The organism is Pseudomonas sp. P5_A2_2 (assembly GCF_054177685.1).
Genome location: NZ_JBGCUL010000008.1, coordinates 31,492 through 56,533 on the forward strand (window position 1 = coordinate 31,492; position 25,042 = coordinate 56,533).

The 25,042-nt window shown below is 60.5% G+C and carries 21 protein-coding genes; 11 read left to right on the forward strand and 10 right to left on the reverse strand.

Annotation, left to right across the window (positions count from 1 at the left end):
- Positions 1–3: 3 nt before the first annotated feature.
- The 5 genes from pilQ to ACXRVY_RS02485 are packed head-to-tail and all read right to left on the reverse strand — an operon-like array spanning position 4 to position 4,861.
- A complete protein-coding gene (pilQ, locus tag ACXRVY_RS02465) occupies positions 4–2,073 on the reverse strand; it encodes a type IV pilus secretin PilQ (RefSeq protein WP_458236994.1) in 2,070 nt (689 codons plus the stop codon).
- Positions 2,074–2,086: 13 nt separating this feature from the next.
- Positions 2,087–2,614 (reverse strand): pilus assembly protein PilP, encoded by a 528-nt coding sequence (locus ACXRVY_RS02470; protein ID WP_223457764.1) that lies wholly within the window; start codon positions 2,612–2,614, stop codon positions 2,087–2,089.
- Positions 2,611–3,234, reverse strand: coding sequence for a type 4a pilus biogenesis protein PilO (pilO, locus tag ACXRVY_RS02475; protein WP_223457766.1), 624 nt, complete (start codon positions 3,232–3,234; stop codon positions 2,611–2,613). The genes ACXRVY_RS02470 and pilO overlap by 4 nt, the downstream gene beginning before the upstream one ends.
- Positions 3,231–3,797, reverse strand: a complete 567-nt coding sequence (locus tag ACXRVY_RS02480; RefSeq protein WP_223457768.1) for a PilN domain-containing protein — start codon at positions 3,795–3,797, stop codon at positions 3,231–3,233. Before ACXRVY_RS02480 ends, pilO begins: the two co-directional genes overlap by 4 nt.
- Positions 3,797–4,861 (reverse strand): pilus assembly protein PilM, encoded by a 1,065-nt coding sequence (locus ACXRVY_RS02485; protein WP_223457770.1) that lies wholly within the window; start codon positions 4,859–4,861, stop codon positions 3,797–3,799. The genes ACXRVY_RS02480 and ACXRVY_RS02485 overlap by 1 nt, the downstream gene beginning before the upstream one ends.
- A gap of 219 nt (positions 4,862–5,080) precedes the next feature.
- Here ACXRVY_RS02485 and ACXRVY_RS02490 point away from each other — a divergent pair, with 219 nt between their 5' ends.
- A complete protein-coding gene (locus ACXRVY_RS02490; protein ID WP_411740691.1) occupies positions 5,081–7,522 on the forward strand; it encodes a penicillin-binding protein 1A in 2,442 nt (813 codons plus the stop codon).
- A gap of 233 nt (positions 7,523–7,755) precedes the next feature.
- On the opposite strand, the gene ACXRVY_RS02495 is transcribed toward ACXRVY_RS02490, so the two are convergent.
- The 3 genes from ACXRVY_RS02495 to rpmE form a co-directional block, all read right to left on the reverse strand.
- Entirely contained in the window at positions 7,756–9,024 is a 1,269-nt protein-coding gene (locus tag ACXRVY_RS02495) for a malic enzyme-like NAD(P)-binding protein (protein WP_056725708.1), read from the reverse strand.
- Positions 9,025–9,206: 182 nt separating this feature from the next.
- Positions 9,207–9,995, reverse strand: coding sequence for a thermonuclease family protein (locus tag ACXRVY_RS02500; RefSeq protein WP_223457774.1), 789 nt, complete (start codon positions 9,993–9,995; stop codon positions 9,207–9,209).
- 35 nt (positions 9,996–10,030) lie between these two features.
- Entirely contained in the window at positions 10,031–10,249 is a 219-nt protein-coding gene (gene rpmE / locus ACXRVY_RS02505; RefSeq protein WP_007975586.1) for a 50S ribosomal protein L31, read from the reverse strand.
- A 234-nt stretch (positions 10,250–10,483) separates the two neighbouring features.
- Here rpmE and ACXRVY_RS02510 point away from each other — a divergent pair, with 234 nt between their 5' ends.
- From ACXRVY_RS02510 to ACXRVY_RS02555, 10 genes are all read left to right on the forward strand, one after another.
- Positions 10,484–12,703 (forward strand): primosomal protein N', encoded by a 2,220-nt coding sequence (locus tag ACXRVY_RS02510; RefSeq protein ID WP_223457775.1) that lies wholly within the window; start codon positions 10,484–10,486, stop codon positions 12,701–12,703.
- A gap of 147 nt (positions 12,704–12,850) precedes the next feature.
- A complete protein-coding gene (argS, locus tag ACXRVY_RS02515) occupies positions 12,851–14,587 on the forward strand; it encodes an arginine--tRNA ligase (protein WP_223457776.1) in 1,737 nt (578 codons plus the stop codon).
- Position 14,588: 1 nt separating this feature from the next.
- Positions 14,589–15,302 (forward strand): SPOR domain-containing protein, encoded by a 714-nt coding sequence (locus tag ACXRVY_RS02520; protein ID WP_007975583.1) that lies wholly within the window; start codon positions 14,589–14,591, stop codon positions 15,300–15,302.
- Between the two features lie 232 nt (positions 15,303–15,534).
- Entirely contained in the window at positions 15,535–16,065 is a 531-nt protein-coding gene (gene hslV / locus ACXRVY_RS02525; RefSeq protein WP_046031180.1) for an ATP-dependent protease subunit HslV, read from the forward strand.
- A gap of 55 nt (positions 16,066–16,120) precedes the next feature.
- Positions 16,121–17,458 carry an HslU--HslV peptidase ATPase subunit gene (gene hslU, locus ACXRVY_RS02530; RefSeq protein WP_223457777.1) on the forward strand — a complete coding sequence of 446 codons (1,338 nt, stop codon included), beginning with the start codon at positions 16,121–16,123 and terminating at the stop codon, positions 17,456–17,458.
- 119 nt (positions 17,459–17,577) lie between these two features.
- Positions 17,578–17,955: a gamma-butyrobetaine hydroxylase family protein gene (locus ACXRVY_RS02535; protein ID WP_096513806.1), complete on the forward strand. Its 378-nt coding sequence runs from the start codon at positions 17,578–17,580 to the stop codon at positions 17,953–17,955.
- A 259-nt stretch (positions 17,956–18,214) separates the two neighbouring features.
- Entirely contained in the window at positions 18,215–19,894 is a 1,680-nt protein-coding gene (gene phaC / locus ACXRVY_RS02540; protein WP_223457778.1) for a class II poly(R)-hydroxyalkanoic acid synthase, read from the forward strand.
- A 156-nt stretch (positions 19,895–20,050) separates the two neighbouring features.
- On the forward strand, positions 20,051–20,905 hold the full coding sequence (phaZ, locus tag ACXRVY_RS02545; RefSeq protein ID WP_008047834.1) for a poly(3-hydroxyalkanoate) depolymerase: 855 nt from the start codon (positions 20,051–20,053) through the stop codon (positions 20,903–20,905).
- A 115-nt stretch (positions 20,906–21,020) separates the two neighbouring features.
- Positions 21,021–22,703: a class II poly(R)-hydroxyalkanoic acid synthase gene (gene phaC, locus ACXRVY_RS02550; RefSeq protein ID WP_223457779.1), complete on the forward strand. Its 1,683-nt coding sequence runs from the start codon at positions 21,021–21,023 to the stop codon at positions 22,701–22,703.
- A gap of 59 nt (positions 22,704–22,762) precedes the next feature.
- Positions 22,763–23,383, forward strand: coding sequence for a TetR/AcrR family transcriptional regulator (locus tag ACXRVY_RS02555; protein WP_223457781.1), 621 nt, complete (start codon positions 22,763–22,765; stop codon positions 23,381–23,383).
- A 192-nt stretch (positions 23,384–23,575) separates the two neighbouring features.
- On the opposite strand, the gene ACXRVY_RS02560 is transcribed toward ACXRVY_RS02555, so the two are convergent.
- Together ACXRVY_RS02560 and ACXRVY_RS02565 are read right to left on the reverse strand one after the other, a co-directional pair.
- The gene (locus ACXRVY_RS02560; RefSeq protein WP_223457783.1) at positions 23,576–24,412 is read right to left on the reverse strand and encodes a phasin family protein; all 837 of its coding nucleotides are present in this window, start codon (positions 24,410–24,412) and stop codon (positions 23,576–23,578) included.
- Between the two features lie 10 nt (positions 24,413–24,422).
- Positions 24,423–24,845: a phasin family protein gene (locus ACXRVY_RS02565; protein ID WP_223457784.1), complete on the reverse strand. Its 423-nt coding sequence runs from the start codon at positions 24,843–24,845 to the stop codon at positions 24,423–24,425.
- Between the last annotated feature and the right edge of the window lie 197 nt (positions 24,846–25,042).

The window sequence follows — 25,042 nt, forward strand, 5'->3', positions numbered from 1 at the left end:
GAATCAATGACTCACAGCAATCGCCTGGTTATTCATGATACGCGGAGTGAGGAATACCAACAGCTCGGATTTTTTCTCCGAAACCACATCACGCCGGAAAAGGCGGCCAAGATACGGCACATCGCCAATAAATGGCACCTTATCTACGACCTTGCTCTGAGTATTTGAGAAAACACCGCCAATGACGATGGTCTCGCCATCGTTGACCAGGACCTTGGCGTTGACCTCGTTTTTCTTGATCGGCGGCACATCCTGGACCTTGTTCAGGAAGTCCGGTTCGTCCTTGGTCACCTTGACCTCCATGATGATCCGGTTGTCGGGCGTGATCTGCGGCGTCACCTCCAGCGACAGCGAAGCCTCCTTGAACGACACCGAAGTCGCGCCACTGGAACTGGCTTCCTGATAGGGAATCTCAGTGCCTTTGAGGATTTTGGCGGTTTCCTTGTCGGACGTGACCACCTTGGGCTGTGAGACGATTTCCCCGTYACCGGTTTTTTCCATCGCCGTCAGCTCCAGGTCCAGCAAGACGTTATCGGTGATGAACGCGATGCCGATTCCCGAGGTGTTGTTGGCTACGCCCATGTCGACGAACGGTGAGTTGGTGCTGGTACTGCCGGGTGTACCGATGGTCGATGACCCATTGAGTCCATTGCTGACGCCGGAGGTGTTCCAGTTGCCCTTGTTCTGTATCGAACCACCCCAGCGCACCCCAAGGCTTTTGTCATAGTCGACGTTGGCTTCGACGATCCGCGCCTCGATCATCACCTGACGCACCGGGATATCCAGCTGCGTGACAATCCTGCGCAGCTCGTCAAGCCGGTCCTGGGTCTGGTAGGCAATGATGTTGTTGGTGCGCTCATCGACGGTGATCGACCCCCGTTCGTCGGGTTTCGCTTCGGCACTGGTCACCGACTGGAAGAGCTTGGCGATGTCCGCCGCCTTGGCGTAGTTGACCTGCAACAGCTCCCGACGCAATGGCGCCAGATCGGCGATCTGCTTCTGTGATTCCAGCTCCTGGCGCTCACGGGCAGCAATTTCATCGGCCGGCGCAACAAGCAGGACATTGCCGACCTTGCGCTTGTCCAGCCCCTTGGTTTTCAGCACCAGATCCAGCGCCTGATCCCACGGCACGCTCTGCAAGCGCAGGGTAATCCCCCCTTGTACCGTGTCGCTGGCCACCAGATTGAGGTTGGTGAAGTCGGCGATCAGTTGCAGTACCGAGCGCACATCAATGTCCTGGAAATTCAGCGAAAGTTTCTCTCCGCTGTAGGCGTGTTGCCCGGCATTGCGCTTTTGCAGGTCGTCGGCCGTCGCCGGGCGAACGCTGACCGTGAGCTTGCTGTCGGTCTGATAGGTCGAATAATCGAACCTGCCACCAGGCTCAATGCTGATGGTCGCTCGATCGCCGCTCGCGCTGGCATTGACGAACTGCACTGGCGTGGCGAAATCCTTCACATCCAGACGCACGCGCAACGGCTCGGGCAATCGGGTTTTGGCAAAGCCAACGATGATCTTGCCCTCGCGCTCTTGTATATCGGGCGCCATCGATGGATCCGACAAGTCGATCACCACATTGCCCTCGCCCTGCGTGCCGCGCTGAAAATCCACACCCCGAATGGCCTTGCCTGCCGGCGTAGCGGCGCGTGCCGGAACCGGCATTGCCGTGGCCGCCGGCCTGGATGTCGACGGTTTGACACCCTGCCCGACAACTACCAGCAAATTGTTGCCTTCAATTCGCGAGTCGTACGGGGCCAACTGGGTCAGGTTGATGATCAACCGCGTACGGTCCCGGGCTTCCACCACCGTTGCACTACGGGCATTTCCACTGCCGAGATCGCGAGTCTTGCTGGCCAGCTGACTGGCGACACCCGGCAAATCCAGGGCAATCCGGGCCGGCGACTCCGTCGTATAGCCGTGGGGCACCGGGGGTGGCGCATCGAACGACAACTTCAACTCGACACGGTCTCCCGGCAGCGCAGCGACATCCAGCGCCTTGAGATTGGCCGCTTGTACCATCGGCGACAACAACGCTATCCATAGCGAAAGGCCGACGGTGGAGAGAATCCTGTTCATTATTGGAGTTCCACTATGAGTGCTCTTTCAAAGGAATGGTCCGGGGACGCTCCAGCCACGCGCCTTGACCATCAGGGACAATTTCAACCACATCGACTTGCGAGCCACTGATCGCAACGATCCGTCCGTCGTTTCGCCCCAGGTAATCGCCGACTTTCAACCGATGGACCCCGCCCGCCCCTCGCAGCAAGGCATAAGAGCCCGTTGCATTGGAAAGGGTGCCGACCATTTCAAACTGCTCGATGTTGAAACCTTCAAGGTATTGCTTGACCCGACCAGGGTCGGGCTTGACGTTACGTGAACCCCGCCGCTGAGCCGCCAGATCGCTGCTGACCTGCGGTGAAAAAGGGCTGCGCAGATTCGCCGCGTTGTAAGTGAATGTCGGGTAAGACCGGAATACCGGCGTTGGTTCAATCCTGCCCGGCCCACGCAGGCGCATTTCGTCCATGTACGCGTCCAGATCGTCGTAGTCATCGCCTGCGCCACAACCGGACAGAGCAGACAGCACCACCATTACCGAAAAACACTGCGCCGGTCTCATTGATGCTGTCCCTTGTCGTTGTAGCGGTAGGTCTTGGCGAGGATGCTCAAGCGCAGCTTCGGCCCCCCCTGGGGGCTGACGGGGGCAAGGTCGAAATCGTGCAAGGTGACGATTCGCGGCAACCCGGCCACACCACTGACGAAGGTGGCCAGATCGTGGTAATCCCCGGTGACCGTGATCTGGATCGGCAGTTCGATGTAAAACGGCTGGGCGACCTCCGGCAGCAGCTTGATCTCTTCGAACTCCAGACCACTACCCAGACCGGTACGAGTGATGTCTTCCAGCAAACCGGGCACCTCGGTGTCGCCGGGCAGTTGCCGCAACAGCTCGCCGAAGGCGTTCTCCATTTCCTTCAACTGCCGGGTGTAGAGATCCAGATTCGCCGCCATGCGGGCTTTGCCGGCGAACTGCTCCTTGAGAGTCGACTCTTCCTCGCGTTTGAGATCGAGTTGGCTCTCAAGGTCGCGAGTGGAAAAGTTGTAGCCCAGGGCCAGCACCAGAAGCATGAGCAACCCGGCCACCAGAAACTTGATCGGCGGCGGCCAGGAACCCATGTTGCTGGTATCCAGTTCATTGATGTCGATCTTGCGCAGCCCTTCGAACCATTCGGATGGACTCATTTGCCCCCCTCCGGTGCTGCGGGTCGAGTCTGGCGCACGGTCAACTGGAAGACGTTGGCCGGCTCCACCTGACCGGCAGCTGTGGCCTTGACCTCAGTCAGGCTCGGCGCATCGAACCAGTCTGATGCCTCGAGGTTGCGCATCAAGTCTGAAACACGGTTGTTGGATTGCGCAGCGCCGGTGATGGACAAGGTCTTTGCGGTCATTTTCACTTCGGTGAAATACACGCCGTCGGGCAGTGCTCGCGCCAACTGGTCAAATATTCGCCCGCTGATTTGGCGATTGCCTTGCAGGTCCTGGATGATGCGCATGCGCTCGACCAGTTGCTGACGGCGCGCTTTGAGATCATCGATCTGTTTGATTCGCTCATCGACCACAGCGACTTGCTTGCCGATGTAGTCGTTACGGGCGACTTGCCGGTCGATGGCACCGCTGATGGCCTGGTTCGCGACCAGCACCGCGCCCATCGTGCCCACCATCACGGCCACCAGGATCAGCAGGAAGCGCTTGCGGCGGGCTTCACGCCGCTCCTCGCGCCAGGGTAAAAGGTTGATCCGTGCCATCAATCGAAGCTCCTGAGGGCCAGGCCACAGGCGATCATCAACGCCGGGGCATCACTCGCCAGAGCAGCACCATTGACCTTGCTGCCCAGAGTCATTTCGAAAAAAGGATTCGCAACCTGGGTCGGCGTGCCCAATTGCTGCTCGATCAAACGGTCCAGTCCCGGGATCGACGCGGTACCGCCGACCAACAGGACATGGTCGACGGTGCTGTACCGGCCTGAGGCGAAGAAGAACTGCAACGAGCGCGACACCTGCTGCACCAGCGCCTCTCGAAATGGCTGCAAGACCTCACTGGCATAGTCATCCGGCAGGCCGCCCTTCTTTTGCGCCAGCCCCGCCTGCTCCAGCGTCAGGCCATAGCGACGCTGGATTTGCTCGGTCAATTGCCGACCACCGAACAATTGTTCGCGGGTGTAGATAATCCGCCCGCCGTGCAGCACGCTCAGAGTGGTCATGGTGGCACCGATATCCACCACTGCGACCGTCAAACGCTCCCCGGAAACCGCAAGCCGACTGGCCAGCAACGCGAATGAGCGCTCCAGCGCGTAGGCCTCGACATCGACCACGCGGGCGGTAAGCCCCGCCAAGGCCAGGACTGCCTCGCGGACCTCGACGTTTTCCTTGCGGCAAGCAGCGAGCAGCACGTTGACGCGCTCGGGATTGCGCCCGGAGGTGCCCTGGACTTCAAAGTCGATCGCGACTTCGTCCAAGGGATAAGGGATGTACTGGTCAGCCTCGATTTTCAGCTGGCTTTCCATCTCGTCCTCGGAAAGACCGGCCTCCATCTCGATGGTCTTGGTGATCACCGCCGAGCCTGCCACGGCCACGGCCACGTTCTTGAGGCCGGTTCTGGCCTTGGCCAGCGCGCGGGCGAGGGCCGACCCCACGCCTTCGAGCTCGGCGATATTTTTTTCGATCACCGCCCCGACCGGCAACGGCTCGACCGCATAGGCCTCGACACGGTAGCGCTCACCCTGACGGCTCAACTCAAGAAGTTTCACCGAGGTGGAGCTGATGTCGATTCCCAGCAGCGTATTGGATTTTTTGTTGAAGAGTCCTGGCACAACCAATTCCCTATGACTTTCCGTGAGTTACGGACTCTGCATTGTCAATTGCGTTCAATCCACCCGTCTTGAGAGCAGCGCCAACCACGCTCCCGAGCAGAAAAATGCTTATAATGCCCAGCGCTTTTTTTCCGCATTTGCTTAATGCGCGGGTCGTTCTCATTTAGCCTGAACCCTGTTGCCCAATTCATTTTTTGCCCTGGATATCCAAAAGCCTTGATTCGTCTGCTGAAGTTTTTCGGTTGGTCCATCGTCGCGGTTTTCTGCGGACTCCTTCTGGGTCTGAGCGGGGCGTACCTCTACCTTAGTCCCGGGCTGCCGTCCGTGGAGGCACTGAGAAGCATCCAGTTGCAGATCCCTTTGCGGGTCTACAGCAGCGATAACAAGTTGATCGCAGAATTCGGCGAAATGCGCCGTACACCGATCCGTTTCGCCGACATTCCGCCCAATTTCATCAATGCGTTACTAAGTGCTGAAGACGACAATTTCGCCAACCACTACGGTGTCGATCCGAGCAGCCTGATGCGTGCGGCATCCCAGTTGGTCAAAAGCGGACACATCCAGTCCGGCGGCAGCACGATCACCATGCAGGTGGCGAAAAACTTCTTCCTGAGCAGCGAACGCAGCTTTTCGCGCAAGACCACCGAGATCCTGCTGGCCCTGCAGATCGAACGGCAGCTGACCAAGGACGAGATCCTCGAGCTGTACGTCAACAAAATCTATCTGGGTAACCGTGCGTACGGCATCGAGGCGGCGGCGCAGGTTTATTACGGCAAATCGATCCGTGATGTCAGCCTGGCGCAGATGGCGATGATTGCCGGCCTGCCCAAGGCACCGTCGCGCTTCAACCCGCTGGCCAACCCGGCGCGCAGCAAGGAGCGTCGCGACTGGATCCTGGGGCGCATGTACAAGCTCGGGAAAATCAGCGAGGCCGACTACACCGCTGCGGTCAACGAGCCGTTGAACGCCAGCTACCACGTGCCGACTCCGGAAGTGAATGCCCCGTACATCGCCGAAATGGCCCGTGCCGAAATGGTCGGACGTTATGGCAGCGATGCGTATACCGAGGGCTTTCGCGTCACCACCACGGTGCCGAGCGACCTCCAGGAACTGGCCAACACCGCGGTCCACGAAGGCCTGATGACTTACGATCAGCGCCACGGCTATCGCGGACCCGAGTCGCGGCTGCCAGGCAAGACTCGCGAAGCCTGGGCCACCGAGCTGACCAAACAACGCACCATCAGCGGCCTGGAACCGGCCATCGTGACCCAGGTCGACAAGAACGGCCTGCAAGTGCTGACCCGCACCGGCCAGGAACACGTGAGCTGGGACACCATGAAATGGGCCCGGCCGTTCCTGAACACCAACAGCATGGGCGCCAGCCCGAAACAACCATCGGACGTGGCCCAGGTCGGCGATCTGATTCGCGTGCAGCGTCAGCCGGACACTTCGCTGAAATTCAGCCAGATCCCGCAGGCCCAGGGCGCGCTGGTGTCCCTGGACCCGCAGAACGGCGCCATTCGTTCGCTGGTCGGCGGTTTCGCCTTCGAACAGAGCAACTACAATCGCGCATTGCAAGCCAAGCGCCAGCCGGGTTCGAGCTTCAAACCGTTCGTCTACGCCGCCGCACTGGATAGCGGCTACACCGCCTCCAGCCTGGTGAACGACGCACCGATCGTGTTCGTCGACGAGTATCTGGACAAGGTCTGGCGCCCGAAGAACGACACCAACACCTTTCTCGGCCCGATTCGCCTGCGTGAAGCGCTGTACAAGTCGCGCAACCTGGTGTCGATCCGCTTGCTGCAAGCGATGGGCGTAGGCAAGACCATCGATTACATCACTCGCTTCGGCTTCAACAAACAGGACCTGCCACCCAACCTGTCCCTGGCGCTGGGCACCGCGACCCTGACGCCAATGGAGATCGCCACAGGCTGGAGCACCTTTGCCAACGGCGGCTACAAGATCACCCCGTACATCATCGACAAGATCGAAAGCCGCAACGGCGACACGCTGTTCGTCGCCAACCCGCCAAGCGTGCCTCAGGGCGGTGCGGCCAGCGATGGCATTGCCGTGCCAACCGCCCCTCAAGCCTTCACAGTCAACGCAACGGTGGGCGAAGCCCCAGGCACTACGTCGACGCCACAAGTACCCGCCGTGGCTGAACGCATCATTGACGGACGCACCACGTACATCCTCAACAGCATGCTTGAGGACGTGATCAAGCTCGGCACCGGTCGCCGCGCACTGGCCCTGGGCCGCCCCGACATTGCCGGCAAGACCGGTACGACCAACGAATCCAAGGACGCCTGGTTCTCCGGTTACAACGCCGATTACGTGACGACCGTGTGGACCGGTTTCGATCAACCGGAAAGCCTGGGCCGCAAGGAATTCGGCGGCACCGTCGCGCTGCCGATCTGGATGAACTACATGGGCCCCGCACTCAAAGGCAAACCGCCGCATACGCAGCCGGAGCCGGAAGGCATCCTCAGCCTGCGAGTCGATCCGATCAGTGGCCGCGCAGCCACTCCGGGCACGCCAGGGGCCTACTTCGAGCTGTTCAAGGCCGAAGATACGCCGCCGTCGGTCAACGAACTGGGCAACGGCTCAGTGCCAGGCAGCCCGCTGCCAGCGGATGAAGCGGCGCCGATCGATTTGTTCTGATTGGATGACGCAAGGCAAAAGCCCCGCTCTTCTTTGGAAGCCGGGGCTTTTTGATATCCGGGTTTCTTGTAATACCGCCATCGCGAGCAGGCTCGCTCCTACAGGGGCTACGCATTCCAAGGTAGGAGCGAGCCTGCTCGCGATAGCAACCTGAAAGCCAGCCAAAAACTGTCAGGCACAAAAAAGCCCCGACTCTCACAAGCCGGGGCTTTTCGTTGAAGCGCTACAACGGCTTAGCCGTTGAACACATCATCCACGCTTTTGAGCGGGTAGTTCTTCGGATACGGCAGGGTCGCCACACCGGTCTCGATGGCGGCTTTAGCCACAGCATCGGAGATCAGAGTGATCAGGCGGGCATCCATTGGCTTCGGAATGATGTACTCACGACCGAATTCCAGCTTGATGCCGCCGTAGGCGTCGCACACTTCCTGAGGCACCGGCAGCTTGGCCAGTTCGCGCAGGGCGTTGGCTGCAGCCACTTTCATTTCTTCGTTGATGCGCTTGGCGCGAACGTCCAGGGCACCACGGAAGATGAACGGGAAGCCCAGTACGTTGTTGACCTGGTTCGGGTAGTCGGAACGACCGGTGGCCATGATCACGTCGTTACGGGTGGCGTGCGCCAGTTCCGGAGAGATTTCCGGATCAGGGTTGGAGCACGCGAACACGATAGGGTTCGGCGCCATCGACAGCAGGCCTTCAGCGCTCAGCAGGTTCGGGCCGGACAGGCCAACGAACACGTCAGCGCCTTGCAGGGCGTCAGCCAGGGTGCGCTTGTCGGTCGCGTGAGCGAACACCGCCTTGTACTGGTTCAGGTCGTCACGGCCGGAGTGGATCACGCCAGTACGGTCGACCATGTAGATGTTTTCGATGTTGGCGCCCATGCTCACCAGCAACTTCATGCAGGAGATGGCCGCGGCGCCGGCACCCAGGCAGACGATCTTGGCTTCCGGCAGGGTTTTGCCAGCGATTTCCAGGGCGTTGATCATGCCGGCGGCGGTCACGATAGCGGTGCCGTGCTGGTCATCGTGGAATACCGGAATATCGCACTGCTCGATCAGAGCGCGTTCGATTTCAAAGCACTCTGGTGCCTTGATGTCTTCCAGGTTGATGCCACCGAAGGTGATGGAGATACGCTTGACGGTGTCGATGAAGGCTTGCGGGCTTTCGGAGTCGACTTCGATGTCGAAAACGTCAATGCCGGCGAAGCGCTTGAACAGTACGCCTTTACCTTCCATCACTGGCTTGGAAGCCAATGGGCCGAGGTTACCCAGGCCGAGAATCGCGGTGCCATCGGAAATGACTGCAACCAGGTTGCCTTTGCCGGTGTACTTGTAGGCCAGTTCAGGATCGCGGGCGATCTCGCGTACTGGTTCGGCTACGCCCGGGCTGTAGGCCAGCGACAGGTCGCGAGCGGTAGCAGTGGCCTTGGTGAGCTCGACACTCAGCTTCCCTGGACGAGGATTGGCATGATATTCGAGAGCGGCAGTTTTCAGATCAGACATTTTGGCATTCCGCTTTTACTGTTGGACAGACTGGTCAGCGAGGATACGCGCCTCGCAAAGTCCCCACAAGACTGACTGGTCACCCCTGTCAAGCGCCCGGCCCTACGACTTTGGGCCAAGAGCCACGGCACACAAGGGCTATACTGTTCACAATCAGAAGAAAAAATGTCTACAATTTTTTATCACTGCGCCACTTGCAGCATCGCCGGATCGGTCAAGGGCAACATCCAGCGCGCCTGGCCAACCTTGAGATCGCCTTTGCGCGAGCGATCCAGCACCCAGCCGCGCGCCTCGACCTGCTTGCCCTTGAGGCTTTCCAGCGAGTTCACATCGAAACGCGTCAGCAGATTGGGTGCAACGCGTAATACAACCGAATCCTGCAACTCGATCCAAACCCCGCCGCGATTGCGCTGCACTTTGCTCACACGACCGCTGAGCACGGCAAAACCGGAGGCGCTGATTTGCTCCGCTTTCAGTATAGGTGACTGGCGCCACAACCCGAGCCCGGACTGACGCGCACTGCGCTCGGCCGCCTGCTGACAGGCGACCAGATCGACATTCGGTGCCACGGCCACCAGAAAACCCAGGCCTTCGGCGAGCATCTGCGCTTCGAGGTTGGCTCCATTGGCACCGTAGACATGGGCCAGGGTGCGGCCGTAATGGTCCTTGCTTTCTTTGCCAGGCACCAACCCGACCCGCGCGTCACTCGCCGCCACCAGGGCTTCGAGGCGTTTGCGCGCGGCCACGGCGAACGGTTCATCGGAACGGCCCTTCTTGCCCAGCTCCGGCGTGTTCAAGCCGATCATGCGCACGCTGCGGCCATCGCTCAGGCGCAGAGTGTCGCCGTCCACTACCCGCTGCACCGCGACGGGCGTCAGGCCGCTTGGCGTCGGGCAAAAGGCCTGGGCGCCAGACAGCCAAATCGCGGACATAAAAAAGGCGCCCGCCAGGGACGCCTTCTTCATCAGCATGGAAAAACCGTAGCGGCTTCCCAAGTTGATCGGCCTTAGGCCTTTTTCGCGCCGAAAGCACCGAAACGGTCGGCGAACTTCTGTACGCGACCACCGGTGTCCAGAGTCTTCTGCTTACCGGTGTAGAACGGGTGGCATTCGTTGCAAACGTCGATCGCCAGGGCTTTGCCGAAGGTCGAACGGGTTTCGAACTTGTTGCCGCAGCTGCAGGTAACAGCAACTGCCGGGTATTCTGGATGGATATCAGCTTTCATGGTGTCTTCCTCAGGCTAGCGTGCCGCCACCCAACACTATTGTTGAATACCGCACGTAATTAGGCCGCGGATTCTACCAGACAATCCTGATCACGCAAGCTGTCCCTGAAACCAGTCGTCTGCTAGGCTCCCGGCCCAATACGCGATCCCTTGTAGGAGTGAGCCCGCTCGGCGGGCTCACTCCTACAGGTTATTTGTCACGCCCCCTATTGTTTGTCGATCGAGATCCCCCGCGTGCCCAACGCCATTCTGCGCCTCGCCCTGCCTTCGCCGCTGCGCCGCCTGTTCGACTACCGCGCTCCGGCCGGCGTCCTGCGCGCGCAACTGCACCCCGGCATGCGCCTGCGGGTACCGTTCGGCCGGCGCGAGATGATCGGGATTCTGGTGGAAGTCACCAATACCAGCGAAGTGCCGGCCGAGAAACTCAAGCCGGCCCTGGCCCTGCTCGACGCTACGCCCCCCCTGCCGCCGGCGCTGTTCAAGCTGTGCCTGTGGACGTCCCAGTATTACCAGCACAGCCTTGGCGACACCTTGAGCTGGGCGCTGCCGGTGCTGCTGCGCCAGGGTGAGCTGGCCGAAGCGCGCCAGGAGCGCTTCTGGTCCGCCGCGCCGGGGGCCAGCCTCGATGATCCGCGCATCGCCCGCGCCCCGCGCCAGCGCGAAGCCCTGGCCACGCTGGCCCAGCATCCCCACGGCGTCGCCCATCAGCTGCTGAGTAAACTGATGCTGAGCAAGGACAGCCTGGATTTGCTGCTGGCCAAAGAGTTGGTGCAGGTCGAGATCCGCCGCCACGCCCCGGGCGTACGCCACGAACACTGGCTGGCGCAACCGGAACTGCCGCTGAACCCGGAGCAACGCGCCGCCTATGAGGCGATTCGCGCCGGCTTCGACAGCTATCACGCATTCCTGCTGGCTGGCGTCACCGGCAGCGGCAAGACCGAAGTCTATTTACAGTTGATCCGCGAAACCCTCGAGGCCGGCAAGCAAGCACTGGTGCTGATCCCGGAAATCAACCTGGGCCCGCAGACCCTGGCGCGCTTCGAACAGCGTTTCAATGCCCGTATCGCGCTGATCCATTCGGCGGTCAATGACCGCGAACGCCTCGAGGCCTGGCTGGCCGCCCGGGACGGTGAGGCCGACATCATCATCGGCACCCGCTCGGCCCTGTTCACGCCGATGAAGAACCCCGGCCTGATCATCATCGACGAAGAACACGACGGCTCCTATAAACAGCAGGAAGGTTTGCGCTATCACGCCCGCGATCTGGCGCTGGTGCGGGCGCGACAGGAAAACATCCCGATCGTCCTCGGCTCCGCCACCCCTTCGCTGGAAAGCCTGCACAACGCCTATACCGGCCGCTACGGGCTGCTGCGCTTGAACGAGCGCGCCGGAGGCGCCAAACAGCCGCGTTTCCTGCGCCTGGACGTCAAAAGCCGTCCGCTGGACAGCGGCATTTCCGGACCGATGCAACAGGCCATTGGACAGACCCTGGCCGCCGGACAACAAGTCCTGGTGTTCCTCAACCGCCGCGGCTTCGCCCCGACCCTGCTGTGCCATGACTGTGGCTGGATGTCCGAGTGCCAGCGTTGCGATGCGCGAATGACCGTGCACCAGCGTCACGGTGAATTGCGCTGCCACCATTGCGGCTACGTCGAACGCGCGCCGCGCCAGTGCCCGAAGTGCAACAAGGTCGATCTGCGCCCCGTCGGCGCCGGCACCGAACGGGCCGAGGAGCGCCTGGCGATTCTGTTCCCGGACTATCCGGTGCTGCGAGTCGACCGCGACAGCACGTCGCGCAAGGACGCGATGAACCAGTTGTTCGCGACCATTCAAAAAGGCCAGCCGTGCATCCTGATCGGCACGCAAATGCTTGCCAAAGGCCACCACTTTCCACGGGTGACGCTGGTGTCGATCCTCGACGCCGACGGTGGCCTGTTCTCCGGCGACTTCCGCGCCAGCGAGCGCATGGCTCAACTGATCGTCCAGGTCGCCGGCCGCGCAGGCCGCGCCGAAGAGCCGGGCAAGGTGATTATCCAGACGCACCTGGCTGACCATCCGCTGTTGGTGCAATTGACCGAGCAAGGCTATTTCGCCTTTGCCGAACAGGCCTTGAGCGAACGTCGTGCGGCCGGACTGCCGCCGTTTGCGCACCTGGCGCTACTGCGGGCCGAGGCGCACAAACCGGGTCAGGCCGAAGGTTTCCTGGATGAGGCGTGCAGCGAGGCCGAACGTTTGCTGGCCGAACAGAATCTGACCGGCATTGAATTGCTGGGACCGGTGCCGGCGCCAATGGAGCGACGGGCCGGGCGTTATCGCGCGCAGTTGTTGTTGCAGGCGACGGCGCGGGCACCGCTGCATCGGTTGCTGGCCAGTTGGTTGTTGGTGCTGGAGCAGATGCCGAGCGGGCGAGCGGTGCGTTGGTCGCTTGATGTTGATCCCGTCGATTTGTATTGATTGATAAATCGCGATGGCGGACGAATTGTCACCACACATCCACATCCTGCCTGCTAAGGTTGGCAAGCCCGTCTTCGCAACGGATAATGCCCAGTTTTTCCACCAGCGCATGATGCGCCGCCGCGCCTGCGGTCGAAAGAGAAGACCATGAAAGACACCATTCGCCAGCTGATCCAACAAGCCATCACCCAACTCGTCAACGAAGGTGTGTTGCCTGAAGGCCTGTCGCCGGCGATCCAGGTGGAAAACTCCCGCGACAAGAAGAACGGCGACTTCGCCAGCAACATCGCCATGATGCTGGCCAAGCCGGCCGGCATGAAGCCCCGCGATCTGGCGGAAAAAATCATCGCTGCGCTGCCGGCTGACGAAAACGTCGCCAAGACCGAAATCGCCGGCCCGGGCTTCCTGAACTTCTTCCAGAACACCGACGCCCTGGCGACCCGCCTGGACGCCGCCCTGGCCGACGCCCACATCGGCGTGCGCAAGGCCGGCCCGGTGCAGCGCACCGTGGTTGACCTGTCGGCACCGAACCTGGCCAAAGAGATGCACGTCGGCCACCTGCGCTCGACCATCATCGGCGACGGTGTGGCCCGCGTGCTGGAATTCCTCGGCGACACCGTGATCCGTCAGAACCACGTCGGCGACTGGGGCACCCAGTTCGGCATGCTGATGGCTTACCTGCAGGAAAACCCGATCACCAGCGACGAGCTGTCGGACCTGGAGAACTTCTACCGCGCCGCCAAGCAACGCTTCGACGAATCCGCAGAGTTCGCCGACCGCGCCCGTGGCCTGGTGGTCAAGTTGCAGGCTGGCGACGCCGATTGCCTGGCACTGTGGACCAGGTTCAAGGACATCTCGCTGTCCCACTGCCAGAAGATCTACGAACTGCTCAACGTCAAACTGACCATGGCCGACGTGATGGGCGAAAGTGCCTACAACGACGACCTGATCAACGTGGTCAACGACTTGAAGGCCGCAGGCATGCTGGTCGAGAGCAACGGCGCCCAGTGCGTGTTCCTCGACGAGTTCAAGAACGCCGACGGCGACCCGCTGCCGGTGATCATCGTCAAGGCCGACGGCGGTTACCTCTACGCCACCACCGACCTGGCGGCCGTGCGCTACCGCAGCGGCAAGCTCAAGGCCGATCGCGCACTGTACTTCGTCGACCAGCGCCAGGCCCTGCACTTCCAGCAAGTGTTCGCCGTGGCACGCAAGGCCGGTTTCGTGACCCATCCGATGGAAATGGAGCACATGGGCTTCGGCACCATGAACGGCGCTGACGGCCGTCCGTTCAAGACCCGTGATGGCGGCACCGTGAAGCTGATCGACCTGCTGACCGAAGCCCAGGAACGCGCCTACACCCTGGTCAAGGACAAGAACCCTACACTTGCCGAAGCCGAGCTGCGCAACATCGCCAAAGTGGTGGGCATCGGCGCAGTGAAATACGCCGACCTGTCCAAGCACCGCACCAGTGACTACAGCTTCAACTTCGACCTGATGCTCAATTTCGAAGGCAACACCGCGCCGTACCTGCTGTACGCCTACACCCGCGTGGCCGGCGTGTTCCGCAAGCTCGGCAAGGACTTCAGCGAAGTCGACGGCCAGATCGTTCTGGAAGCGGCGCACGAACACGAACTGGCGGCGAAACTTGCGCAGTTCGGTGAAATCCTGAACAACGTGTCCGAAAAAGGCACCCCGCACATCCTTTGCACTTACCTGTACGACGTCGCCGGCCTGTTCTCCAGCTTCTACGAGAACTGCCCGATCCTCGCCGCCGATACCCCGGCACAAATGCAGAGCCGCCTGCGCCTCGCCGCGCTGACCGGACGCACTCTCAAGCAAGGCCTGGAACTCTTGGGCCTGGAAACTCTGGAGCGTATGTAAGTTGGCTGCCAAGAAAAAACCTGCACCCAAACGTGGCGCCAGCCGTTACCAAGCTCCTGCAAAGCAACCGATCCCGGGTTGGTTGTGGATGGCCATCGGCCTGACGGTCGGCGCCTTCATCGTATTTCTGATGAAGCTGGAGCCGGGCAAGGGCAGCGACACGGTCAAGCGTGAAAAGGTCGAACAACAGCAACAGCAGAAAGCCAGCAAGATCGCCGAGGCCAACAAGACCCCGCCGAGCCCGACGCAACCGGTGAAGCCAAAGTACGACTTCTACACCTTGCTGCCGGAATCGGAAGTCATCGTGCCGCCGGATGCCGTGCCGGAAAAAACCCTGCCGACGCCGCAAGTGCCAGCCATCCCGACCACGCCGGTCACCCCGGCCGAAGCGGCGAAGATCGACACGGCTCGCGCCCAGGCAGCCCTGGCCGGAATCACGCCGCCACCAGCGCCTCCGGTCAAGGCTGCGCCTGTGACGAAGTTTTTCCTGCAGGCCGGTTCGTTCCGCAAAGAGACTGATGCGGACAAGGTTCGGGCGCAGATCATCCTGCTGGGTCAGGCCGTGGCGGTTGAATCGGGCACGGTGAAGGATGAAACCTGGTATCGGGTGCTGGTCGGTCCGTTCAGTAACCGCGAACAACTGACCACGGCGCAGAAACAACTGGCCGGCGCAGGCTTTAGCAACTTGCTGTTACAACAACGCCAGAGCCGCTGATCCCGTCAGGACCACCGCGTCATCGTTCTTCGCTGGAAAGCCAGCTCCTACAGAATATTCGACAAACCCTGTAGGAGCTGGCTTGCCAGCGAATGCGCCTGAAAGGGCACTATATCCAGAACTCGATTCACACCATTCGTCCCTCGCCTCGCCCCGCAGTTGAAATCCTCTCCAGCACCCCCATATGAATGGGCATAAGGCATTTTCGCCCCGCTGCGTGGAGACTCTTCCCTTGACCACCATCGTTTCAGTTCGCCGCCACGGCAAAGTCGTCATGGGCGGCGACGGCCAGGTTTCCCTTGGTAATACCGTGATGAAAGGCAACGCGAAAAAAGTTCGCCGCCTGTACCACGGCCAGGTCATCGCCGGTTTTGCCGGTGCCACCGCTGACGCCTTTACCCTCTTCGAACGCTTCGAAGGCCAGCTTGAGAAACATCAGGGCCACCTGGTGCGCGCCGCCGTCGAACTCGCCAAAGAATGGCGCACCGACCGCTCCCTGAGCCGCCTTGAAGCCATGCTCGCGGTCGCCAACAAAGACGCCTCCCTGATCATCACCGGTAACGGCGATGTGGTTGAACCCGAAGAAGGCCTGATCGCCATGGGTTCCGGCGGTGGTTACGCCCAGGCTGCTGCCAGCGCGCTGCTGAAGAAAACCGATCTGTCGGCCCGGGAAATCGTCGAAACCGCTCTCGGCATCGCCGCCGACATCTGCGTATTCACCAATCACACTCAGACCATTGAGGAGCAGGACTGCGCCGAGTAAGCCCGTGTTGGCCATCGCGCCACGGCTCATTCTTGCTTGAGGTCCGCTAAATACTATGTCCATGACTCCCCGTGAAATCGTCCACGAACTCAACCGCCACATCATCGGCCAGGACGATGCCAAGCGCGCCGTCGCCATTGCCCTGCGCAACCGCTGGCGCCGCATGCAGCTGCCTGAAGAGCTGCGTGTTGAAGTAACGCCAAAGAACATCCTGATGATCGGCCCGACCGGTGTCGGCAAAACCGAGATCGCCCGTCGCCTGGCAAAACTGGCCAATGCGCCGTTCATCAAGGTCGAAGCGACAAAATTCACCGAAGTCGGCTATGTCGGCCGTGACGTCGAATCGATCATTCGTGACCTGGCCGACGCCGCGATCAAGCTGCTGCGCGAACAGGAAATCGTCAAGGTTCGCCACCGCGCCGAAGACGCCGCAGAAGAGCGTATCCTCGACGCACTGCTGCCACCAGCACGCATGGGCTTCAGTAGTGACGACGCCCCGACTGCCGACTCCAACACCCGTCAGTTGTTCCGCAAGCGCCTGCGCGAAGGTCAGCTGGACGACAAGGAGATCGAAATCGAAGTCGCCGAAATGGCCGGCGTCGACATCTCCGCGCCACCGGGCATGGAAGAAATGACCAACCAGTTGCAGAGCCTGTTTGCCAACATGGGCAAGGCCAAGAAGAAAGCCCGCAAGCTCAAGGTCAAAGAAGCGCTCAAGCTGGTGCGCGACGAAGAAGCCAGCCGCCTGGTCAACGATGAAGAGTTGAAGGCCAAGGCCCTGGAAGCGGTCGAGCAGCACGGCATCGTGTTCATCGACGAAATCGACAAGGTCGCCAAGCGTGGCAATTCCGGTGGCGTCGATGTGTCCCGCGAAGGCGTGCAGCGTGACCTGCTGCCACTGATCGAAGGCTGCACCGTCAACACCAAGCTGGGCATGGTCAAGACCGACCACATCCTGTTCATTGCTTCCGGTGCGTTCCACCTGAGCAAGCCAAGCGACCTGGTGCCCGAGCTGCAAGGCCGCCTGCCGATTCGTGTCGAACTCAAGGCCCTGACCCCGGAAGACTTCGAACGCATCCTCAGCGAACCGCACGCCTCGCTCACCGAGCAATACTGCGCGCTGCTGAAAACCGAAGGCCTGGGCATCGAGTTCCTGCCGAGCGGCATCAAGCGCATCGCGGAGATCGCCTGGCAGGTCAACGAGAAAACCGAAAACATCGGTGCCCGTCGCCTGCACACCCTGCTCGAGCGCCTGCTCGAAGAGGTGTCGTTCAGCGCCGGCGACCTGGCCAGCGTCCATGACGACAAGGTGATCCAGATCGACGCCGACTACGTCAACAGCCACCTGGGCGAATTGGCGCAGAACGAAGACCTGTCCCGTTATATCCTGTAAGCCATACTTGTAGGAGCGAGCCTGCTCGCGATGGTCGGTCAGTTGCATTGATGTCGACTGACACACCATCGCGAGCAGGCTCGCTCCTACAGGGTTCCATCCACAACGGAACGGCGCTCATGACCCAACTCCCCACCGACATCAAGCTGCACAAAGCCTCGAAAACCCTGACGCTCAAATACGCGTCCGGCGAGGAATACACCCTGCCCGCGGAGTTCCTGCGCGTGCACTCTCCTTCCGCCGAGGTCCAGGGCCACGGCAAACCCATCCTGCAATTCGGCAAGATCAACGTCGGCCTGACCAAGGTAGAACCGGCCGGTCAGTACGCACTGAAACTGACCTTCGATGACGGTCACGACAGTGGTCTGTTCACCTGGGAATATCTGTACGAGCTGGGGCGACGTTATGACGCACTCTGGGAAGATTATCTGGCCGAGCTCAAAGCCGCCGGAAAAACCCGCGACCCGAACGAATCCATCGTCAAGCTGATGCTCTAATCCGAGCCTCTCGCTCATTAGAGGGCATTTTCTAATTTCATCTGTTTGAATGCTCCGCTTCAGGGCCGCGGAATGGCCTGCTTGCGAAAAAAATTAAACTCGGGTAACCAATGGAACTGGCAAGTTCCCTGCAGTGCTCTCTGCATTAAAAAAGCAGCGATGCAGTATTAACGGTCACCCCGAGCAGTAGTACCTGGCATTGGCTGTGTGACTACACAGCAGGACCCGGTACTCGTCTCAGGACAATGGAGCGTCGTAGATGAGTAAACAGAATAACGATGACTTGAAGTATCAGGCCTCGGAAAACACCCTGGGTCTGAATCCTGTCGTTGGGCTGCGTGGAAAGGATCTACTGGCATCTGCTCGCATGGTACTCAGGCAGGCCATCAGGCAACCCGTGCACAGCGCGAAGCATGTTGCGCATTTCGGCCTCGAACTCAAGAACGTACTGTTCGGCAAATCCGAGCTGCAACCGACCAGCGATGACCGTCGCTTCGCGGATCCGGCCTGGAGCCAGAACCCGCTCTACAAACGTTATCTGCAAACCTACCTGGCGTGGCGCAAGGAACTCCACGCCTGGATCGACGACAGTAACCTGCCAGCCAAGGATGTCAGTCGCGGGCACTTCGTGATCAACCTCATGACCGAAGCTTTCGCGCCGACCAACACGGCGGCCAACCCCGCGGCGGTCAAGCGCTTCTTCGAAACCGGCGGTAAGAGCCTCCTCGATGGTCTCTCACACCTGGCCAAGGACCTGGTGCACAACGGCGGCATGCCGAGCCAGGTCAACATGGGCGCCTTCGAGGTCGGCAAGACCCTTGGCGTGACCGAGGGCGCGGTGGTCTTTCGCAACGACGTGCTGGAGCTGATCCAGTACAAGCCGATCACAGAGCAGGTGCATGAGCGCCCACTGCTGGTGGTGCCGCCGCAAATCAACAAGTTCTACGTTTTCGACCTGAGTCCGGAAAAAAGCCTGGCGCGGTTCTGCCTGCGCAACAACGTGCAGACCTTCATCGTCAGCTGGCGCAACCCGACCAAGGAGCAGCGCGAGTGGGGCCTGTCGACCTACATCGAAGCGCTCAAGGAAGCGGTTGATGTGGTCACCTCGATCACCGGCAGCAAAGACGTGAACATGCTCGGTGCCTGCTCCGGTGGCATCACCTGCACCGCGCTGCTGGGCCACTACGCGGCAATCGGCGAGAACAAGGTCAACGCCCTCACCCTGCTGGTCAGTGTGCTCGACACCACTCTGGACAGCGACGTGGCCCTGTTCGTCGACGAGCAAACCCTCGAAGCCGCCAAGCGTCACTCCTACCAGGCCGGCGTCCTCGAAGGCCGCGACATGGCGAAAGTCTTCGCCTGGATGCGCCCCAACGACCTGATCTGGAACTACTGGGTCAACAACTACCTGTTGGGCAATGAACCGCCGGTGTTCGACATTCTGTTCTGGAACAACGACACCACCCGATTGCCCGCCGCGTTCCACGGCGACCTGATCGAGATGTTCAAAAGTAATCCGTTGACCCGTGCCGATGCACTGGAAGTGTGCGGCACGCCGATCGACCTGAAAAAAGTCACCGCCGACATCTTCTCGCTGGCTGGCACGAACGACCACATCACCCCGTGGCGTTCCTGCTACAAATCGGCGCAACTGTTCGGCGGCAACGTTGAATTCGTGCTGTCCAGCAGCGGGCACATCCAGAGCATTCTGAACCCGCCGGGCAATCCGAAATCGCGTTACATGACCAGCACCGAAATGCCCGCCAATGCCGATGACTGGCAGGAAGAGTCGACCAAACATGCCGACTCCTGGTGGCTGCACTGGCAGGCATGGCAGGCACAGCGTTCGGGCAACCTGAAAAAAGCTCCGCTGAAATTGGGCAACAAGGCCTATCCAGCGGGTGAAGCGGCGCCAGGCACCTATGTGCATGAGCGGTAACTGACACACCCGCCCCACCCCTGTGGGAGCGAGCTTGCTCGCGATGACGGTGGCAGGTTTGGCATTTGCGCTGACTGACACTCCGCTATCGCGAGCAAGCTCGCTCCCACAGGGGGCGGGGATGAATTTGAGAAAGCGACCCACAGGGCCTGAAGCATGCCGCAACCCTTCATATTCCGTACCGTCGATCTGGATGGCCAGACGCTCCGCACGGCGGTACGCCCCGGCAAGCCTCACTTGACGCCCCTGCTGATTTTCAACGGCATTGGCGCCAACCTGGAGCTGGTGTTCCCGTTCATCGCGGCTCTGGATCCGGACCTGGAAGTCATCGCCTTCGACGTACCCGGTGTCGGTGGTTCGTCGACACCGAACCGGCCGTACCGTTTTCCGAGCCTGGCGAAACTCACGGCGCGGATGCTCGACTATCTCGACTACGGGCAGGTCAACGTCATCGGCGTGTCCTGGGGTGGCGCCCTGGCCCAACAGTTCGCCTACGACTATCCGGAGCGCTGCAAGAAACTCGTGCTGGCCGCAACGGCGGCGGGTGCGGTGATGGTGCCGGGCAAACCGAAAGTGCTGTGGATGATGGCCAGCCCGCGACGTTACATCCAGCCATCCCACGTGATCCGCATTGCACCGATGATCTACGGTGGTGCGTTCCGTCGCGACCCGACGCTGGCCGCCAGCCATGCAGCCAAGGTTCGTTCAGCGGGCAAGCTCGGTTACTACTGGCAGCTGTTCGCCGGCCTCGGCTGGACCAGCATTCACTGGCTGCACAAGATCCGCCAGCCGACCCTGGTACTGGCCGGCGACGATGACCCACTGATCCCGCTAGTCAACATGCGCTTGCTGGCCTGGCGGATTCCCAACGCCCAGTTGCACATCATCGATGACGGGCATTTGTTCCTGATTACCCGGGCCGAAGCGGTGGCCCCGATCATCATGAAATTCCTGGAAGAGGAGCGCCAGCGCGCGGTGATGCATCCGCGTCCGGCGCCATTGGGCGGCTAAACCGCTGCATCAACGGTCGGCAGGACGCCGCGCCGCGCAACAACCCGTTACAGCGTCTATGGTGTTCTGGTTCGATGTATTTGTTTTTAGCCTGAAGACGAAGGAGTGTTGACTCATGCGCGAGAAACCAGCGAGGGATTCCTTACCGAATCCCGCCGCGTTCATCAATGCACAGAGTGCGATTACCGGCCTGCGCGGCCGGGATCTGTTGTCGACCCTGCGCAGCGTGGCCGCCCATGGCTTGCGCAATCCGGTACACAGTGCCCGACATGCCCTCAAACTTGGCGGTCAGCTTGGCCGTGTGCTGCTGGGTGAAACCCTGCACCCGACCAACCCGCAAGACGCTCGCTTCGCCGACCCGGCGTGGAGCCTCAACCCATTTTATCGCCGTAGCCTGCAGGCCTATTTGAGTTGGCAGAAGCAGGTCAAAAGCTGGATCGACGAGAGCAACATGAGCCCGGACGACCGCGCCCGCGCCCACTTCGCTTTCGCCTTGCTCAACGACGCCGTATCGCCCTCCAACACCCTGCTCAATCCACTGGCGGTCAAGGAACTTTTCAATTCAGGCGGTAACAGTCTGGTGCGTGGCATCAGCCATTTGGTGGACGACCTGCTGCATAACGATGGCCTGCCCCGACAAGTCACCAAGCAAGCGTTCGAGATCGGCAAGACGGTCGCCACCACCACTGGTGCCGTGGTGTTTCGCAACGAACTGCTGGAGTTGATCCAGTACAAGCCGATGAGCGAAAAGCAGTATTCCAAGCCCCTGCTGGTGGTGCCGCCGCAAATCAACAAGTACTACATCTTCGACCTCAGCCCCCACAACAGCTTCGTCCAGTACGCCCTCAAAAACGGCCTGCAAACCTTCATGATCAGCTGGCGCAACCCGGATGTGCGTCACCGCGAATGGGGGCTCTCGACTTACGTGGAAGCCGTGGAAGAGGCCATGAATGTCTGCCGGGCGATCACCGGCGCACGCGAGGTCAACCTGATGGGCGCCTGCGCCGGCGGGCTGACCATTGCCGCGCTGCAGGGTCACTTGCAGGCCAAGCGGCAGTTGCGCAGGGTGTCCAGCGCGACTTATCTGGTGAGCCTGCTCGACAGCCAACTGGACAGCCCCGTTTCGCTGTTCGTCGACGAACAGACTCTGGAGGCAGCCAAGCGCCGCTCCTATCAAAAAGGTGTGCTGGACGGCCGCGACATGGCCAAGGTCTTCGCCTGGATGCGCCCCAATGACTTGATCTGGGGCTACTTCGTCAACAACTACCTGTTGGGCAAGGAGCCACCGGCGTTCGACATCCTCTACTGGAACAACGACAACACACGTCTGCCTGCGGCCCTGCATGGCGACCTGCTGGACTTCTTCAAGCACAACCCGCTGACTCACCCGGGCGGGCTGGAAGTGTGTGGCACGCCGATCGATTTACAGAAGGTCACCATCGACAGCTTCAGCGTCGCCGGCATCAACGATCACATCACGCCGTGGGATGCGGTGTATCGCTCGACGCTGTTGCTCGGTGGCGAGCGGCGCTTCGTGCTGTCCAACAGCGGTCATGTGCAGAGCATCCTCAACCCGCCGAGCAATCCGAAAGCCAACTTCGTCGAGAACGGCAAACTGAGCAGCGACCCACGGGCCTGGTACTACGACGCCAAGCGTGTCGACGGCAGTTGGTGGACCCAATGGCTGGGCTGGATTCAGGAACGCTCCGGCGCGCAGAAGGAAACCCACATGGCGCTCGGCAACCAGAACTACCCACCGATGGAGGCAGCACCCGGTACTTACGTGCGCGTGCGCTGACGTTCAACGCGCCGCGGCCTCCGCCGGCCGTGGCAAGACCCGATCATTAAGAAGACTGGATGAAAACCCGCGACCGGATCCTCGAATGTGCCCTGCAATTGTTCAATCAAAAGGGCGAACCGAATGTCTCCACCATGGAAGTTGCCAATGAAATGGGCATCAGCCCGGGCAACCTCTACTACCACTTCCACGGCAAAGAACCGCTGATTCTCGGGCTGTTCGAGCGCTTTCAGGGCGAACTGGCGCCCTTGCTCGATCCACCGGCCGATGTCGAACTGGCACCCGAAGATTACTGGCTGTTCCTGCACCTGATCGTCGAGCGCCTGTCCCACTACCGGTTCCTGTTCCAGGATCTGTCGAACCTCGCCGGACGCCTGCCGAAACTGGCCAAGGGCATTCGCAATCTGCTCAATGCACTCAAGCGCACACTAGCGTCGCTGCTGGCACGATTACAGGCGCAAGGGCTGCTGGTCAGCGATACCCAGGCATTGGGGCAACTGGTGGAGCAGATCACCCTGACCCTGCTGTTCTCACTGGATTACCAGCGGATTCTCGATCGCGAAGGCGAGGTGCGGCTGGTGGTTTACCAGATCATGATGCTGGTGGCGCCACACTTGCTGCCGTCGATGAAGGCTGCGACCGAACAGATGGCGCTGGAGTATCTGAAAGACCACGAATAACTCTGGCCACAACGAACCCTGTGGGAGCGAGCTTGCTCGCGATGAGGCCATCACATCCAACATTGATGTTGGTTGATCCACCGCCATCGCGAGCAAGCTCGCTCCCACAGTGGGCTTGTGTCGCTCAGAGATTCGCGCACAAACAAAAACGCCCGACCTTTACAGGCCGGGCGTTTTCTTGAGCCCTGAGAATCAGGACTGACTGGTTGGCGTCGATGGAGTTGGCGCGACAGTCGGGGTGACAGCAGGGGTCGGCGCGGCAGCGGAGTTCGATGCGCTGACCGGAGCTGCCGGGGTCGCCGGTTTGGCAGCTGCCACTGCTGGTTTTGGCGCGGCGGCTTTTGGAGCTGCCGGCTTTTTCACTGCAGGTTTTTTCGCCGCAGCGGGTTTGGCCGCTGGCTTGGCAACAGCTGGTTTTGCTGCAGCCGTTTTAGCCGCAGGCTTGGCAGCCGGTTTAGCGGCTGGCTTGGCTGCTGGCTTCGCCGCTGCAGGTTTTGCAGCAGCGGTTTTAGCAGCAGGCTTGGCCGCCGCTTTTGCCAGTGGCTTGGCTGCGGTTTTTGCGGCCGGCTTGGCAGCAGGTTTGGCTGCAGCGGTTTTCGCCGCAACAGGCGCAACCTTGGCACCGGTCAGTTTTTCGATCTGCTTGGTCAGGGTCTCGACCTTGCTGTGCAGTGCCTTCACTTCATTGCGGCTCGGTACGCCCAGACGAGAAATGGCACTGTTCAGACGCTTGTCGAAAGCGCCTTCCAGCTCATCCCACTTGCCCAGTGCGCGATCTTTCACGCCGCTGATGCGCGACTTGGCCGAGGAAGCAGAGTCCTTGGCGGCGTCGACTGTCTTGCCAACAGCGCTCTTGGTGAGCTTCTCGGCTTTCTCGCCGTCCTTAACCAATGTATCGAAGAGTTTGCTGCCGTCAGTGTCGATCTTCGAGTACACGCCTAAACCAGCCAGCCAGATTTTTCGAGAGTATTCTTCAACCTTCCCGATCCACGAGCTGCCTTCTTTTTCGGTTTTCTTTTTAACAGCCATCCCGTTCTCCTTAAGATTTACGCGCGACACGTTCGAGCAATGCCGTCAGCTCATCGAGCTTAGCAGAGAGTGTCTCAACGTCATGTTTAGACGGAATGCCGATACGATTCAAGGCACTTGCGACACGCGTATCGAACGCCTTCTCGACCTTGTCGAGTTGAACTTCGACGCGGCCTTTGAAAGTGCTGACTTCACTCTTGGCTTCATCGATTTCGGCATTGGCCGCTTCCAGTTTCTCGGCGACTACCTTTTTGCCTTTCTTTTCAACAACCTGACCAGCCTTGATCAGCTCTTGAAAGTATTCGCTACCCTCTTGACCGACCTTGGCGTAGGCACCCAGGCCTGCCAGCCAGATCTTGCGGGCATAGGATTTGACGTCGCTCAGCGTGCCGGTCGATGCGTCGGTTTTTTTCTTCAAAATGGCTTTGGCCATGGTGCACCTCACGCGCAGAAGGTTTGAGGAACCGCCCGGATAAGTGTCGGGCACTGGCACAAAGTAGGGAGAAAAATTAGAAACGGCACCCTAACAAATGACATAAACCGTCGGGCACGCCACATAAAAAATGTAGGAGTGAGCCTGCTCGCGATGGCGGCTAACCAGTCAACATTGATGTTGGCTGACATTCCGTC